The sequence below is a fragment of the Marinomonas sp. ef1 genome, from assembly GCF_002806845.1.
Taxonomy (GTDB): Bacteria; Pseudomonadota; Gammaproteobacteria; order Pseudomonadales; family Marinomonadaceae; genus Marinomonas; species Marinomonas polaris.
In genome coordinates, this window is the sequence record NZ_NHTT01000012.1 from 21354 (window position 1) to 36632 (window position 15279).

Here is a 15279-nt window from a genome sequence, read left to right on the forward strand (position 1 = left end):
TCTAACCTCCTAACAAACGTTTGATAAAACCTTTTTTCTGGACCTCTAAGAAGCGCAAAGGACGCTCCTCGCCCATCAATCGGTCAACAGCGTCCATGTAGGCAAGACCGGCTTCAGAATCTGTGTCTAAAATAACTGGTGTCCCTTGGTTTGAAGCTTTCAAAACAGCCTCTGACTCAGGAATAACACCCAGTAATGGAATTGCTAAAATATCCTCAACATCAGAGACACTTAGCATTTCACCTAACGCAACACGACCAGGGTGGTAACGCGTTAAAAGGAGATGCTCTTCTATTGGCTCTTTGCCATCTTCTGCACGCTTAGACTTACTTTGTAGAATACCCAAAATACGATCCGAGTCGCGCACAGAAGATACTTCTGGATTAGTTACAACGATGGCAGCGTCAGCAAAATATAGCGCCATCTGAGCGCCCTTCTCAATACCTGCTGGCGAATCACAGATAATGTATTCAAAGTCCTTAGCAAGCTCCTCAAGAACTCCCTGAACCCCTTCAATAGTTAAAGCATCTTTGTCGCGCGTTTGCGACGCCGGCAAAATAAACAAATCTTTTGTACGCTTATCTTTTATCAAAGCTTGAGATAAAGTCGCCTCTTTATTTATGACATTCACGAAATCATAAACCACTCGACGTTCACAACCCATAATCAAGTCTAGATTACGTAAACCCACATCGAAATCTATAATTACCGTTTTATGACCTTTTAACGCAATACCAGTCCCAATAGCAGCACTGGATGTTGTCTTGCCGACACCACCCTTGCCCGAGGTGACTACTATAATCTTTGCCAATGTTGTATCCCCCGATAAACTCACACTGAGTCTACCTAACTAATTAAATGAATAATAAATCTTAAAGCGGTACGATTTCTAAGCTATCGTCAACTAATAACACTTGAGCGCTGTCTTTCCAAACGATATTTTGCAGCGCATCGCTCAACATAAAATTACCAGCAATGGAAACCAATTCCGCTTCCATGCTTTTGCAAAAAATTCGGGCGTCCGCATCACCTTTCACACCAGCCAATGCACGACCACGCAATGCACCATAAACATGGATATTCCCATCAGCAAGCACTTCAGCACCAGCACTAACCTGATTAAGTATAATTAAGTCACCTTCAGCATAAACTTGCTGACCAGAACGAATTGGCTTAGTAATCACCTTAGTAGCTTGAGGCACTAAGCGCTCTTCAACCACTGTCTTCACCACTACATCTGGGCTAGTTTCTTCCTTAACAGCAGGAGATATATTAATTGGTCTTGCTTTACTTGCCGGCAATAGAGGAATAGTTACCGAAGCATTCCAAACAGGTAATGCTTCAGGATCACAACGCCAGCCAATTACGCCAAGGCCAAGAGCGCTGACCGATTGAATCAGCACCTCGAATTCTTCTAACCTAATACCACGCTTCATTTTCGAAATATCAATGATGATCGGCGCTTGATTAAAAAAATGCGGGACCTGATCAATCTTCTCTTTTAAATGAAATACAATGTCATCTAATGAAAAGGTTTGAATTTCTAATAAAACCGTTGTAACGACACTTCCTTTAAGTCGGAAGCCTGAGTCTGTCATGCAAACTGTCCTTTTTTAAATAGCTTAAATACTGAAAAGCCGCACTGAACTTTCATCATCAGCGTTAAAAATCTATTCTATCAAGCTGGATGATTAAAGAAAGCCACCACTACAATGTCTTTACACTTACATAAATGCCCATACCGCTCTCTTGTAGTGCTAAGAATAACGCAAAATGAGCAATAATGAACGTAAGATTAAGCATTTGATTTAATTAATATTTTACAACTTACTTACATACTTGTTCCCATAAATCTGGGGAAAACTTTTGCACCAATAACAGTCAGTAAATAAACGGATTAATACCTCATTCTTCTGTCGAATGCACAGCAAATTCAGCAGAAAGACGACTCACCCCCAAACCACTTTGTTTTGTTAACTTAATTTGTACCGGAATACGTTCTTTCAGAGCATTAATATGACTAATAATACCGATAGTTTTACCTGATGAATGCAAGTTATCCAAAGCATCAAGGGCAGACTCTAGCGTCTCGCTATCCAAAGTGCCGAAACCTTCATCTAAGAATAGCGAATCGATACTAGTCTTATGGGACACCAAATCAGACAAAGCTAAGGCTAGTGCTAGACTCACCAAGAAAGACTCGCCACCAGACAGCGTTTTCGTATCGCGCGAGGCGTTCGCTTGCCAAGTATCTACCACAAGTAAAGACAAAGCATCTTCGTTACGCATTAATTGATAGCGACGATGCAAAATATCCAAGTGTTGATTCGCCAAATACACCAAATGATCCAGCGTCAAACTTTGCGCAAAACGACGGAATTTAGCTCCATCAGCAGAGCCGATTAAATGATTCAAGCGCTCGAGATGAACAAACGCCTCTCGACGAGCCTTTAGAGCCTCTTTAGATTTGGTTACCTGATCCCTGCGTTTGACTTCTTCTTGAATCTGCTGAGCAACTACACCCCATTGACGATGCAGAGCTTGACGCTCTAAATCAAGCTCTGCATATTTTTCTTCCAGCTCTTCAAGAGAAGACTTTTCAAAGATAGAGCCGTCAAGAGCTGCATCGTCAAAAACAGCAAGCTTGGACTTGCTTTCGGAATGCTTAAGCAAGGATTCCTCAGATTGATTTAATAATGTTTGTAATCGAGAAACGGCTTCTTGTAACTTCTTCTGCACATCTTGACGTTGATTGACTTCCTCTGTGGATAAACTTGCTTGCAACCAAACAGCCTCACTTTCAAAGCCTGTCTCAGCTAAACGTTTTTGCCAATGAGACAAAGCTGCCTCATATTCTGACGTTAATAAAAGTTGCGTTTTATTGAGAGCTTCCAACGTAGCATTACTAGACGCCAATGCTTGAGCGATTTGCTGTCGCTCAGATTCTACCTTTTCTAACGTTTGATGAGCATGATCAGTCTGAGATTGCACTTCTTGACGAAGTTCACCAACACTCTTGCCACCTAAAAGTTCATGTAACTGTTCAGCGATAGCTTTTAAACTCGCATCAAGCTCAGCGACTTTCTCACGAGCTTCAGTATGCAATTGCTGACTCTCTTTTAACGCACCTTGCAGACCTTGGCATTCGTAAGAAAGCTGCTCACGTTGCTGCCATAGAGCATCGTAACCCGTTTTACTGTCGCGCCATTGCGTCATCGCGTCTTGCAACTGCACCAACGCTTCTGCCAAAGACAAATCAAAGTAGCTTTCAGGAACATTTGCTTGCTGCATTTCATTGCGCAAATGCCCAATGGTTTGCTCTTGTTCGTCTCTTCTAGTTGTTAAATTCTGTTGATGCGTTTCTAAAGTTTGCCACAACAGCTGACACTGATTCTGATCTTGTGAAACTTGCTGTTGCGTCGTTTGATGCTGAAGATTCAAGCGTTGTAATTCAGATTCTAATGCCACACGAGATTGTTGAAGCGCTTCTAGCTTAGGCGCGATTTCTTGCAAAGCACGCCAGTCTTGATCGACGCGCTGAACCAGAACCGACACTTGCTCTTTATCAAACAGATTAAAGCTGGCATCTTGGCTATTCACATAGTGAGTTAGTGATGCTATCCATTCTTTCAACTCATTTTCTGTGGTGAGCAAACCTTCAATTAATTGCTGACGTCGAGTTTGACCAGAGGTTAACTCTCGCTGCAGAGATTCTAAATCCGCAGCCAATTGCATGCCTTGCCCCTTAAGGCTATCCAGCTCTTTGCCTAAACGAGCAAATTCTTCCTGGCTGCCAGAATCCACTTGGTACATAGCATTAGCGAGATCATGCTCCGCCGAACCACACAGCGGACATGCATCATGCTCGCCAAGTTCATCACGCAACTGCGTGAGCACGATAATATGTCGCTCTGCCTCTGCAAGTTTTTCAACCGATTTTTGATGACGTAACTTATCTTTATAAGTTTGTCTTTGTTGCTCCAATTGGCTTTGCTGTTGTTGAATGCTGTTTGTCATCGTATTCAGGCTGGCGTCTATATCAGCCAGCTGAGCTTGTCGCTCTTGATACTGATGAAACTGCTTCCAGAGGGATTGCGCATTATACTGAGCGCGTTCAGTCTGATGATAAGCTTTCTGCCAATCAGCATAGTCACGTTGCGACGACAACTGCATAAAAGCATCAAGGGTGCTCTGCAATGCTTGTTGACGATCAAGCATACCTGCTTGGTCTTGCTCTAACTTAGCTTGATTCGCCGCGTGTGATGAACGAGCAGCATCATAGGATGTTGTATTGGAGGCAATATTGCTTTCTAGCTCGGCAATGGCTTGAGCATTCGATGCCATACTTTGCACTTGATGCTGCCAACTCGCCAACTGATTTTCGATCTTTTCCGGTGACGCCCAGCGACTCAAAATAGCTTTGCTGTCTTCGCACGCTTTATCAATATCTGCTTGTTTTTCAGTCACCGCTTTTAACTGCGACTGCTGATTTTCGACTTTTTCAGCCGCCTGTTTTAACCGAGCAGATACATCTTGATGTTGCGCCTTCACACTTTCTTGGCGAGACAAGATAGGCTGAATTTCATCATTAATTTTGTTGTTTAACGCTTCTAATTCAGCACGAGTATTCGCTAATTTCGTTTTAGCCTGTTCAACAGATTCCTTGATAATCTGGCTTTGTTTAAGCTGCGCTTGTTGCATTTCAGTATATTGGGCAATATCTGCTTGATTCTGATCCAAGCGAGATTTTAAGCTTTGCTGCTTTTCATAATCAGGCAGCAAAACTTGCGCGGTCAGCGCCTGCTCAAGCTGCTGCTGTTGAGGCGCAAAATCCGCAAGCGCCTGACTCGCTTCTTCTACTTGTTGCTGATACTGAGCAACTTGCTCTTGCAGCTTTTGTTCAGTGCGACGCCATTCAAGTACATTTTGATGTGCTTTTAGCGCCTGCGCATTGGCTTTTTCATTGGCTTCAAAACTCGATTCTGTTTGCTTTAGTTCAGCAAAAGCGTCGTCAGTTAGTAATTGAGTCTGCTCATTGAAGCTTTCAAGCGATGCAATAGATTGCTTTTCTTGCTTATGCTTATCAAACACCCACTTAGACACATCACCGTAAATCTCCGTGCCTGTTAGCTCTTCTAACAACTCAGCACGATCATTAGCAGAGGCATTCAAGAAAGCCGAAAAGCCGCCTTGAGCGAGCAGCATAGACTTGGTAAAACGAGAAAAGTCCAGCCCCGTAATTTCAGCAATTTTATCGATCTTCTCGTTTATCTTAGTGGTAATTATGGTGCCATCACGCTCACATAACTCGCACGTCATTGGCTGTAACTTACCATCACTCTGGCCGCGGGCACGTCGTTGCCCCCAAAAAGCGCGATAACCTTTGCCCTTTATTTCAAACTCGACTTCCGCCAAACATTCAGATGTATGGCGTGTCATCACATCGTTCTGACTAGGTGAGACTTTCAGACGCGGTGTTTCATGGTACAAAGCCAAACAGATCGCATCCAATAAGGTCGACTTACCCGCGCCCGTTGGCCCGACAATGGCAAATACACCCGCGTCATCAAAAGGCGCTTTGGTAAAATCAATTTCCCATTCGCCTTTTAAGGAGTTCAAATTCTTCAGGCGCAGTTTACAAATTTTCATAATTGCTTCTCCTCGCCTTTTGACACCTTACTTTCTAACTCTTCTTGCGAATGACCTTGCTGATGCTCTTCCAACTCTACTAAGCAAGTATTGAAAAGCTCGGTCAGTGTTTTACTTTCTTCTGCATCAAGTTCTAAATTCGATTTAAGACTCTGTTCAAAAACATCACCAACAGTTAATTCTGACAAAGTTTTACGTGCCTCAAAGCCTTCGTTCTTTTTCTCTACCGCACTTCTTCGCATGACACGAAGTAATTCAATTGGCTTACCGTCAATGACTTCTAACAAACGCTTATGCACATCGCTCAAATACTCATCAGCAATGACCGTCACTTCCAACCAAAGGGCTTTATCTTCCGCCAATTTCAACCCAGTAATCTGTTTAATCACGTCTTTTAAATTACCCTTCAAACTCGCCATTGGCTGAAAATTAGGTATCGTCACCAATTGAACCGGATCCGTAGGCTCAGCAAACAAGTCTTCAACAAAAGTGTCTTCGCCTAATAAATCGGTATCAAATATAACCAAAGTCTTGTCGCGACCCAGCTCATCAAAGCTCAATGGAATCGGCGAACCGCTATAACGGAATCGACCGCTTTTGCTAATCGGCTGAGCACGATGAATATGCCCAAGAGCAAGGTAATCAAACGCCGGAAACACCGACGTCGGCAAAGCTTCCAAAGTACCCACATAAAGATCACGCACCGACTCGCTCACTTGTCCACCCACTGCGGTCAAATGCCCAGTACCAATAATCGGCACAGGCGTTTTCAGTACTTTGTTTTTCTCACAAGCGGCTTCATAAACTCGCTGATAAAAATCACCAATCATCTGCAATAGACTGAGCTTCTTATCTTGCTCAGACTGCCCAGCAACGCTTTGCATTACATCTTTTGGTCGCAAATACGGCACAGCACACACCCAAGCCGCAATCTCGCCTGTCTTGTCTTTAAGAGGAATTACATGAGAGTCGATATCTTCGAGATTGGCCTGGCTCGACACTTGCGTATCGAGATAAGTCAGCAAGCTCTTGGATTCATTTAGCATACTGACGGAATCGTGATTCCCAGCAACAATCACTAACTGGCATTGACGTGCCTTCATGTCCAGTACCAACTGATGGTACATTTCCCGCGCATAACTTGGTGGCGAGCCGGTATCGAATACATCGCCAGCAATGATCACCGCATCGATAGATTCTTTATCCACCAGCGCCAACAACCAATCGATAAACGCCTTATGCTCGTCGCGGCGGGATTTCCCCATGAAATGCTGACCAAGATGCCAGTCTGAGGTGTGTAGAATTTTCATTTATAGAACCCGTTAAATATAAAAATATGCATAAAAATAAAAAAGCTAAGTTACCGAACAAAATGCAGCTGATTCGGATGAATCCGCAAAGGACGTAATAACTTACTCCAATCCTTCGCAGACACATTTTGACCATGATAAATAAGTTGTAGAGAAGTGCTGCCAGAATTCGCCAACGCCTCTTGAAGAAAAGCCATAAGCGCATCATCCGCCAAACTAAGCGTCAGATCATTATTCGCATACAAAGCAAAATGCCCAAGAAACATTGGCGTATAATCCAATAAAGCTTCACGCCAATAAGATTCAAAAATCTCATTTTCAAGAGAGGAAATAACCACCACTGGCGAATCGGCAATGTCCATTTCGAACAACAAGCGCCCTTTTCTAACGCCCGTTGATAATTGAACATCTAGCTTGTCATTAGACGAAAGCGCCAAGGCTCGCAACCAATCCTCATCGGAAAGATACTTTTTGTGCAGTACGACTTTTAAAGGCGCTCCGGCAGGATTTAACGCCATACACTCATAAAAATGAGCTCGCTCATCAATAATAACAGACGATGATTTGCTAGCAGGAAAGCCAACCGAAACACGATCCCCGAAGGATTCGTCACTTGGCCCTAAAAGAGTCAACTCAATAGAAACCTCATCAAGGGAAGTATTGCTTAGAACTGTAAAAGAGGAAGACTCAGCCGGCATTTGCCGAGTTAACGACATAGCCGAAGAAACCGTCGTTTGGCAAGAAAGAATCGACTCACAATTACTCGCATCATAAAGACGACACGCACCACAAGCCCCAGCACGACAACCGTAACAAACATCCGCACCCTGAGAAAGCAACGATGACAACAAATTGTCACCCAAAACCGCCTCAAACAGCTCATCATCCAATTCTATCGTCAGCGCCTGTGAATCCATCATCTAACCTCATCTTCGATTTGGCTATTATGGCATATTCTAACCCGCTGACCTTGCACCCATTCTAAAAAAACAAAAGGCAATACTTAATGGAAGTATTGCCTTGGCATCAGATTGTGAAATGAGTAGATTTGATAGCAACTGAATCTTCGAAACTAACGTCTGCCTCACCGGAAATCATTTCACTTTGTTTGGCTGGTAACTTGTCTTCAGAATGCTGTTTGACTTCATCAAGGGCTAATATTAATTCTGCAAATAAATTGCGATTGCTCATCACGTCATACCACCCTACAAACACAACAAAATAGCGCTTATTAAAATATGCAATCTTTCAATGTACAATTGCTCTTTTCATTTATGCAAGGGACTCATTGTGAAAAAATTTGCCTTCGTCAGCGATGCAGCTGAACGCGAATACAAGGACTTGCCAGTTACTATTCAAGATGAATTTGGGAAAGATCTAAGACGACTCCAATTTGGCCAAAATCCAGAACTAACAATTGAGCATTTAAATAGTATTGGAGCAGGTGTTGTGGAGCTCAAAATCAACGGTAGCCCTGCATTTCGATGCGTATACGTGGCTAAGTATTTGGATACTATAATTGTTCTGCACTCTTTCACCAAAACTACAAATGGTGTTGACCGGAAAGCAATGAAAATCGCTGAGCAACGCCTTAAAGACTTAAAAGCCCAACTTACTTAAGCCACCTGTGCTTTCGATATCGCTATTGAAGCCTCATGTAATGATGGCATCGACATCTGGGTTTTAAAACCTAAGGCATCGAGCATGTCGAACATGGCATCAATGGTAAACTTTTCGATTTTTGCATTTTTCAGATCGGACACTCTGGATTGCTTAATGTTGAGCTTTTCCGCAGCTTCAACCTGAGTCCAACCCTGTTCTTTAATTAGGTTTGATAGCATTATTGATAAATCCATTTTCATTGCCATTTTGCTAGCAACTTCATTGTCATGAGTGACATGAAATGGACTATCGTAAAACTTAAGCGTCATGATGCATCTCCGATATTTGATAACACCCTAATTATATAAAATTTTATATAATTAGCAAATTCTATGGGGATTAAGTTGGAAGAAGGCTTGCCCTAAGCTTGGCTCATTGTGTTAAAACGTCGTGAAATAACAATTTTTCCTATACCTCAATCAAGAATTCTGCAGATTGATCGCAACGCCAAGCGATAGAAATGTGAACTTAATTTCTTCCTAAGTGTATTAATTACTCTTGTACAACCTTTACCCATTTTGATCGCCACGCTTGCGCTTCCATAGGATCAGGCCAGAACTCTTTTTGATTAATAATGAAACCACCCTCCACTGTATGAAACGTTATAGCGCTGGCTTTTTGAACACTATCGGTAATCAAAACATTGGTTACCACCGCTGCACCATCACAGACAATTGAATGAAGTGTAAACTGTCAAATACCATTAGCAGGATAATAGGAATTAATGGCTGCAAAGTTATCCCTGCCAACAATAAGCTCACCAGACTGAGGCCAAAAACCCTCAAAATCAGGACTAAGCCACTCACTCGCTTTCGCAAAGTCATTTGTTTGCATAGCATTCCAGAATGATAGAGCAACGTCCTTGGGGGACATTTTTTCTCCGTTGAAAGTAATTTAGGGGCAAGCGTTAAAATACTATTTTTCATCTGGAACTAGATTCGAAATTCGAGTTCGCACGCTGATTTAGAACCACGAAGCGGTGAAAAACTGCCGCAGTGTAGCCGGATGTTATGTGTAATTTTGTAGCGCCCCCCCATTGGCAACACGCACCAGCCGCTGCATGAGCAGCAGACGCGCTATCCACCGAAGACTATCCAAAAACTTGTCATGACCTCCTGCTTCCGAGATCTCGTCAATTCCGAGTTGCGCCCAACTCCGTACTGCGGCTCTTGAAAGACGATGAAACTCTGACAATGCACCGTAATGAGCGACTGCACTCCTGAAGGCGAACCACACATTGACATCCTTCCATGTTTGCTCTGTTGAGCCAATTCGAGCCTCCCTAAGCAGTCGGAATACAATGTGGACAGAGCCTTTGCTGAGCCGAGGACTTCCGTTCTCTTCCTCCATAACAATTCCCTCGTAGTTCGTAAGAGGCTCGTTTGGATCGAACGCCTCCTGCTCAGCTAATAGTTCGAGTAGCTGCCATAGGCGAATGTACTGATACCTCGTATCACGCTCACGACGCGCCTCTTTGTACAACTCAGCTAGGAAAGCACTCATCGAGTCTACCGATATACCCGCAACATATGCCTCTAAAGATTCCGCCGATTCGCCAGCTAGCTGACCAGTTAGGAGATTGCCCACATAGGTAGGAGTGATAGTAAACTTGGTGGCTCGGCGTGAGCTGTGGTCGAAGAGAACAACATCGAAAATCGAACCTCCGGCATCTCTAGAAAGTGCAAGCGCGAGCAACACGGCGTTCGTCTTCCCGACACAATAATCTCTTGCAGTTTCTAGCGAGTTCGATTGAATCGCTGGAAAATGCACAACGCAAACAGGGTTCGCGCTTCGCGATTGCGACTCAAGCTGTCCTCCATACTCAAAAATGATGTCTGTGGAGGTTCTTTGCTCAAGAAAAGTGTTTACAAATTCGTGTGAATCACGGGTACCAATCCCGTCATTTGTTGGCACTAGTTCCAATCGTTCCAATCGAATGCGCGTTCCAATGAGGACATCTTTTATAAAGACAAATGCCGTATGTAGCGTGCTAGGCAGGGATAGGTCAGTCCGTACATCGCACGGTTCAAGAAAACGCCATTCAATCTCTTGTTCGAGCCGTTCCACCTCCTGACGAATAACATCCAGATGCCTTGAATCCTTAGCCGATTCGACGACCTCGAAGAACGTGCGCGGGTAGTCCTTTACTGCCACTAGATCAATATTTGGTTTCTCATTTGCTTCCCCGCCATCGTGTAGCTTTACTAACCGGACCTCATAAACACCAATTGCTAAGTGTCTCGTATCAATATCGACAGCCAACTCCTCTTTCGCTGTTATCTTCGGTGTCGTACCAAAGCCAAGCTTAGATGAGGGATTTAGTACACCGCAGTCGTACACCTCGACTTGAAGCTGCGCATACCCAGGCCCTTGCTTATGCTGCAGCCTCAGCTCAATTGATTGACCCTTGATTGCTGATGAAGTTGAAAGCTCGACAATTAACATTCGTAAACACCTAACGCCACCTTAAGCGGTGAGTAATAGTTGGCTATAATGTGAAGCGGAGCGGAACCGAGCCAACTGTTACGAATCCGACTTTAAGGCCTTGTTAGACCATTTATTGTACCTTTGTAATACTGAAACCACTTAAGTCATCGGTCTCAACAATGTCGTAAAAATCGACATGATTACTGATATTCTGTGAGATTAGTTTTCTGTAGTGCTCTTTGCGGCCACCACTCATACGTAAACCAAAAACCACATGACTTAGGGTTCCAGGGAAATCAAAAAGTCCGTGGGTTTCTTCAACGTATCTCCACTCTTTTTCATAGATCCATACAGGAGTTTTTCTACTGATAGTTGAACGGAAAACTTCATCCCCAAACGAGACACGCTGAACATTTTCTTGACCAGAACCAAAAGACATAATTTGCACTTCATTTTTAAAACCAGACTTGAAGGTCGGTTTGTCTCGTGAGTAAGTTACGGGCAGACAATGCCTTTCATTTGAAAGTTTACAATCACTCGAATAGCTAAACCCTAGTGCAATGCCTTGGTGATTTGCACCATAATGAGCCCACATTAGCTCATTTGAGCAGTCTTCACTAAGGCTGAAAATACCAACTTGAGATAGGCGCATACGCATATCTTTAATAACATTTTCTGGCCTTGAAAGTTCAATTCCATGATCTGAGTACAACTTTCTCATAGCTTTCACTTTTCTCGGGTGGTCCAGTTTAGAAAAGCGCTTTATCCATTGCTTAGTTTCTCTCTCGCTAAGCGAGAATAATCGCTTAGGTGGTTCAAATAAAGGCGGTCTCATTACCACCCCCATTAACTGACCGTTTTCAAGTTCTCGAACAGTTTTCGCCTCCCATTCAGGAGGAATTTTACCCGTTTTGCATTCGAGAGGATCGTTTAATTGCTCCGGAGAAGATAACCAAACCTTTTGGTTTTTGATTATATCTTCAGTTCGCTCAGAGTCGTCACGATACTTATAAAGTACTTCTGGTTTCAATCTACAAACTCTCTAATTAATTGCACTGTAGCTTCTGAGACCTAACAATTAAGGGTTATACGGCAGCGTAGCTGCAGCTCTAACCCACTGTTGAACAGCTGCGGTCTATATAGGGGATTTGCTTTTTTCATGGTAGGACTTCCCTGTTATATAACTCGCTAGATACCAAAATCTGTTTGGACGATGCCGCTTCAGATGGTCTTTGATCGCCGCTATGTTGATTCTTTATTTGCTCTTTTGTAGCGCGATTTGATCCGCGAGGCAAGGGATTCCCTCAGTCCCTATGATCGGATCTTTTTTATACTCTAAAATCTCAAGTTGAAATACTTAGTGGTCACTTCGAAACTCATTTCAATATCGCACTAAAAGCACTATAAACAGGTCTCTCGCCTGTCAATCACCTTGGTTTGGTTTTGCGCTGACGCGTTGAGCCTGCGAAACAGGCGCGAGCAAAGCGAATACCAAACATTGCGAATCTGCTTAAATTAATTTTACAAACATAGTTTATGCATGTGCACGAACTGTTCGTCTTGTCTGATCACCTCGAAGCCCAGCCTTTTGTATAGTTGCCCTACTCGATTTCCTTGTAAGTAACAAAGCTGAATTGGTAACGATTGTTGAGCGGCAATGTCAATGACACTCTTCAAGACATGGCTACCAATACCTTTACCCTGATACTGTGGTAGCAAGAAAAAACGACCAAAATATAAATAGTCAGCATGAAACTGTACTAAATAACTACCGACTGCAATTCCATCGACTTCTATTATGGTTGGTTTTTCCTCGTTCCATTCATTGCGATGAATGTCTCTTTGAGCATTCTCGTCCCAACCAAAGACAGCTTTGATTGGTTCAAATTCTGCTGATTTCTTAAGCCCAAATAGGAACTCATAGTCACTATTGTCAGCTTTACGGGTTTCGTACACCGAACTCTCCAATCTTACAACTACGGATAGTTTATAACGCTTGCAGCAGTCACGCAGGCATTTCACATCGACAACCAGAGATGGTTAAGAGGCAAATGGCCCCAAATGTTCAGTTATGATTTTCCACTGACCATCCTCAAGAATCAGTACGGATGTACCTCGACCACCGCCGGAACACTTTTCTCCTTCAATAATACCTTGCCAGTTGAAGTCATATAAACACGAGAATAGATTATGCGCATTCAAACTGCGAAAGATACTAAGAAAAATGTCGACGAACATGAAAAAATGAAGTCTGATTACCTTGAATACTGCTTTAAGTATGTCGAAAAAATTTGATAAATGATGAGACTGTAGATGGCGAGACTTTTCTAAACTCTCTTTGAGGGCTAATGTTCAAAGTAAGAGATCTTTTAATCCATCTAGTAATAAAGTGAAAGCTTCGCTTTCAACGGCACATTACGCTGCGCTCATGATGCCCTACGAATAGCTACAATGTAGTCAGTTCGACGCGACGAAGTTGCGCGACTTTATGGAGTTTCATAGTCATTAACAGAAAGAATCTCTCGAACAACAAGAGCAATCTATGCATTTCAATACAAGGAGCGTAGGTAACAATCATGCGCCTATGAAAGAAATCAGGCATTAAAGATCTTAAAGCGAATTTTTGGTTACTTTTTGGGCGCTTGCAAAAAGTTACCCGCCCAGCGGGGCGGAATAACCTTGCAGCTCAATGCTAATGAGAGGAAAACTACGGAAATTAAGCCTTTGGAACGGATTCCAATAGCGCAACAAGTAGTCGCCAAAAATCCCCAACGGAGTCAATCTCCATGCGTTCAGTTGGTGAATGGGCGCCGCGGATATTTGGGCCAAAAGACACCATTTCCATGCCTGGGTATTTCGCGCCGATGATGCCGCATTCTAGACCTGCATGAATCACTTTCACATTGGCTTCGTGACCCATAACCTCAGTATGAACAGTTAGGAAATGCTTGAGCAAGCCAGCATTTGGATCTGGACGCCAGCCTGGGTAGCCGTTTTCTAATTTCACCTCAGCTTGGATCAATGAAAATGCGGATTTTGCCACATAAGCAAGATGCTCCACGGCGGAGTCGACAAGAGAACGTACCAACAAACAGGCATCAAAGGCTTTCTTGCCGTCAGTCGTGTTGCGTAGATTGATCACGCCAAAGTTACAGGAGGTTTCTGTCACGCCTTCCAAGTCCGCACTCATGCGATGAACACCATGAGGCGCGCAGTACATGGCATTTAACAAGGCATCTTTATCATTTGCTTCCAGTTCAGTATCCAATTCAGCGGTTTCTAACGTCACCATCAAATTCGCTTCCGTGGTGATAAATTCTGCCTTAGTGGCTTTTTCGAACTCTTCGATAAAAGCAAATAACTTGGCTTGGTCTTTGTCACTTATATTAATCGTCGCTACGGCGTCTCGAGAAATAGCATTACGCAGTGTTCCACCAGTAAACGAGCTTAAACCAAAGTCACAACGTTCTTTCAAGAGGTTTAACAAGCGCACAATAAGCACGTTCGCACTGGCGCGGCCTTTATGAATATCCAAACCTGAATGTCCGCCACGTAAGCCCGACACAGTGATTTTGAACGCTTTCTTATCACTGCCAGTCGCCACAATGGGATATTGTTTTGCCACATTGATGTCCATACCACCAGCACAGCCAATGTACACATCACCGCGATCCTCTGAATCCAAGTTCAATAAGATTTTGCCTTTTAGAATACCCTCTTCAAGCTGCAATGCACCGCGTAAGCTGGTTTCTTCTTCGATGGTAAACAAGGCTTCAATTGGCCCGTGAGCTAAATCAGTCGATTCCAACACCGCCATCGCAGCAGCCACACCAATGCCATTGTCAGCACCAAGCGTTGTTCCGGTGGCTTGAACCCAGCCATCGATCACTTGCGTGATAATCGGGTCTCTGGTGAAGTCGTGGTCATTATCAGCGTTCTTTTGCGCCACCATGTCCAAATGGCCTTGTAAGACAACGGTTTCTCTGTCTTCCATGCCTTTGCTGGCGGCTTTGCGTATTAGCAGGTTTCCCACTGGGTCAACATAGGTTTCATGGCCTAAATCCGTCGCCCATTGAATTAGATGCTCTCTTAATGCTGCTTCGTGATATGACGGACGCGGTATATTACATAATGTTTGGAAATGACGCCAAATTGCGGTTGGTTGTAACGTCGTGAGTACTTCGTTCATTTTGGTCTCTTGTATTTTTTTAATGGCATGTTGCGAATGTTA

The 15279-nt window shown here is 43.4% G+C and carries 14 protein-coding genes; 1 reads left to right on the plus strand and 13 read right to left on the minus strand.

Translation table 11 applies throughout. The annotated features are described in order from the left end of the window. Position 1: 1 nt before the first annotated feature. The 6 genes from minD to CCS02_RS22180 form a co-directional block, all read right to left on the minus strand. Positions 2-811 (minus strand): septum site-determining protein MinD, encoded by an 810-nt coding sequence (gene minD / locus CCS02_RS16220; protein ID WP_048814317.1) that lies wholly within the window; start codon positions 809-811, stop codon positions 2-4. Between the two features lie 61 nt (positions 812-872). Then, a complete protein-coding gene (gene minC / locus CCS02_RS16225) occupies positions 873-1598 on the minus strand; it encodes a septum site-determining protein MinC (RefSeq protein WP_012070055.1) in 726 nt (241 codons plus the stop codon). A 307-nt stretch (positions 1599-1905) separates the two neighbouring features. Further along, complete coding sequence (locus CCS02_RS16230; RefSeq protein WP_100637128.1) at positions 1906-5649, minus strand: AAA family ATPase; 3744 nt, start codon at positions 5647-5649, stop codon at positions 1906-1908. Next, positions 5646-6959, minus strand: coding sequence for an exonuclease subunit SbcD (gene sbcD / locus CCS02_RS16235; RefSeq protein ID WP_100637130.1), 1314 nt, complete (start codon positions 6957-6959; stop codon positions 5646-5648). Before sbcD ends, CCS02_RS16230 begins: the two co-directional genes overlap by 4 nt. Positions 6960-7009: 50 nt before the next feature. Next, entirely contained in the window at positions 7010-7879 is an 870-nt protein-coding gene (locus CCS02_RS16240; protein ID WP_100637131.1) for a 2Fe-2S iron-sulfur cluster-binding protein, read from the minus strand. Between the two features lie 106 nt (positions 7880-7985). Further along, positions 7986-8150 (minus strand): hypothetical protein, encoded by a 165-nt coding sequence (locus tag CCS02_RS22180; RefSeq protein WP_157808005.1) that lies wholly within the window; start codon positions 8148-8150, stop codon positions 7986-7988. Positions 8151-8249: 99 nt separating this feature from the next. Between CCS02_RS22180 and CCS02_RS16245 the strand changes: the two genes are divergently transcribed. Next, a complete protein-coding gene (locus tag CCS02_RS16245) occupies positions 8250-8579 on the plus strand; it encodes a type II toxin-antitoxin system RelE/ParE family toxin (protein ID WP_100637132.1) in 330 nt (109 codons plus the stop codon). Here CCS02_RS16245 and CCS02_RS16250 read toward each other — a convergent pair. The 7 genes from CCS02_RS16250 to CCS02_RS16280 form a co-directional block, all read right to left on the minus strand. Beyond that, positions 8576-8890 (minus strand): helix-turn-helix domain-containing protein, encoded by a 315-nt coding sequence (locus CCS02_RS16250; RefSeq protein ID WP_100637133.1) that lies wholly within the window; start codon positions 8888-8890, stop codon positions 8576-8578. The two genes, CCS02_RS16245 and CCS02_RS16250, sit on opposite strands and share 4 nt — an antisense overlap. 223 nt (positions 8891-9113) lie before the next feature. Beyond that, entirely contained in the window at positions 9114-9275 is a 162-nt protein-coding gene (locus CCS02_RS22285; protein ID WP_198515399.1) for a hypothetical protein, read from the minus strand. A gap of 39 nt (positions 9276-9314) precedes the next feature. Then, complete coding sequence (locus CCS02_RS22290; protein ID WP_198515400.1) at positions 9315-9494, minus strand: hypothetical protein; 180 nt, start codon at positions 9492-9494, stop codon at positions 9315-9317. A gap of 135 nt (positions 9495-9629) precedes the next feature. Further along, positions 9630-11066, minus strand: coding sequence for a hypothetical protein (locus CCS02_RS16260; RefSeq protein ID WP_100637134.1), 1437 nt, complete (start codon positions 11064-11066; stop codon positions 9630-9632). A 112-nt stretch (positions 11067-11178) separates the two neighbouring features. Beyond that, complete coding sequence (locus CCS02_RS16265) at positions 11179-12078, minus strand: DUF2971 domain-containing protein (RefSeq protein WP_100637136.1); 900 nt, start codon at positions 12076-12078, stop codon at positions 11179-11181. Positions 12079-12569: 491 nt separating this feature from the next. After that, positions 12570-13004 (minus strand): GNAT family N-acetyltransferase, encoded by a 435-nt coding sequence (locus CCS02_RS16270; RefSeq protein ID WP_100637138.1) that lies wholly within the window; start codon positions 13002-13004, stop codon positions 12570-12572. A gap of 760 nt (positions 13005-13764) precedes the next feature. Then, positions 13765-15237, minus strand: coding sequence for an aminoacyl-histidine dipeptidase (locus CCS02_RS16280; protein WP_100637139.1), 1473 nt, complete (start codon positions 15235-15237; stop codon positions 13765-13767). Positions 15238-15279: the final 42 nt, after the last annotated feature.

Bases quoted from the DNA above. Each gene is read 5' to 3' on its own strand.
- CCS02_RS22180 (WP_157808005.1), bottom strand. From the start codon at position 8,150: ATGAGCAATCGCAATTTATTTGCAGAATTAATATTAGCCCTTGATGAA.
- minC (WP_012070055.1), bottom strand. From the start codon at position 1,598: ATGACAGACTCAGGCTTCCGACTTAAAGGAAGTGTCGTTACAACGGTT.
- CCS02_RS16250 (WP_100637133.1), bottom strand. From the start codon at position 8,890: ATGACGCTTAAGTTTTACGATAGTCCATTTCATGTCACTCATGACAAT.
- CCS02_RS16260 (WP_100637134.1), bottom strand. From the start codon at position 11,066: ATGTTAATTGTCGAGCTTTCAACTTCATCAGCAATCAAGGGTCAATCA.
- CCS02_RS16230 (WP_100637128.1), bottom strand. From the start codon at position 5,649: ATGAAAATTTGTAAACTGCGCCTGAAGAATTTGAACTCCTTAAAAGGC.
- CCS02_RS16280 (WP_100637139.1), bottom strand. From the start codon at position 15,237: ATGAACGAAGTACTCACGACGTTACAACCAACCGCAATTTGGCGTCAT.
- CCS02_RS16240 (WP_100637131.1), bottom strand. From the start codon at position 7,879: ATGATGGATTCACAGGCGCTGACGATAGAATTGGATGATGAGCTGTTT.
- sbcD (WP_100637130.1), bottom strand. From the start codon at position 6,959: ATGAAAATTCTACACACCTCAGACTGGCATCTTGGTCAGCATTTCATG.
- CCS02_RS22290 (WP_198515400.1), bottom strand. From the start codon at position 9,494: ATGTCCCCCAAGGACGTTGCTCTATCATTCTGGAATGCTATGCAAACA.